1 protein-coding gene is annotated in these 825 nt (G+C 28.1%); it reads left to right on the top strand.

Features of this window, described 5'->3' with window-relative positions:
• Positions 1–175: 175 nt before the first annotated feature.
• Entirely contained in the window at positions 176–592 is a 417-nt protein-coding gene (locus O6B72_RS09350; protein WP_269490616.1) for an HK97 gp10 family phage protein, read from the top strand.
• Positions 593–825 lie beyond the last annotated feature (233 nt).

Raw genomic sequence — 825 nt, 5'->3', positions numbered from 1 at the left:
ATGAGTTTATGCTAATATCTTATAATCCTATCTACTTGCCAGTAAGATACAGCATCTATGAGTGTAAGATAGTAGGAATGTTTGTAGGAATTATAAGAGGTAGGGGAAAGTTTAAGATAAATCTAAATAGGATATAAGTTTAGGTGGATTATTAGTTTTTATAAAAGGATAAATAATGGATAAGATTGATAAATTTATTAATAATATTGCAGATGAAATAGCCAACCAAGCAAAACAAATTGCCCCTGTAGATACAGGAAACCTAAAAGATGACATTAGAGTTTGGCATAGCCGTGGTGGTAAAAAAGCAGCATATATAGGCAATACTTTAGCCGCTCCATATGCAAAATTTGTCCATTATGGAACAAAGCCACACGTTATAAAGGCTAAAGATAAAAAAGTCTTAGCAAATGTTAAACTAGATAAAGTGTATGGTAAAAGAGTTTTTCACCCAGGCACTAAGGCAAATCCGTATTTACTGAATGCAGCAAATGATTACTTTAAAAGCGCCTCTTTTAAAAAAGCACAAGATAGATTTATAAAAGATTTAGAAGATGAGATTTTTAAAGGTATAAATTTTAATAAAAAATAGGTCAAATTAAGCCTTAATAATTCTCATTTTTTACCATTTAAGTTTTAAAAAAATCATTTAAGGGTAAAATATGAGAATATTTTTTACATTTTCCGTGAGAATTATCAGAATTTATAATAAAGTAAAGGAAATAACAAATAAAAATTTAGCACCTTTGATATTTGAAAAGTGGAAGATTAACGGATTTGATTTCAATAAAAAAAATTATGTTTTTAGACACGAATGCGAATTTG

It is taken from the genome of Campylobacter ureolyticus, assembly GCF_027277485.1.
GTDB classification, from domain to species: Bacteria; Campylobacterota; Campylobacteria; order Campylobacterales; family Campylobacteraceae; genus Campylobacter_B; species Campylobacter_B ureolyticus_B.
The sequence above is the reverse complement of the archived record's forward strand: the minus strand, read 5'-3'. Positions and strand labels throughout refer to the sequence as shown.

Coding starts and splice junctions, on each gene's coding strand:
- O6B72_RS09350 (WP_269490616.1), top strand. CDS start 176: ATGGATAAGATTGATAAATTTATTAATAATATTGCAGATGAAATAGCC.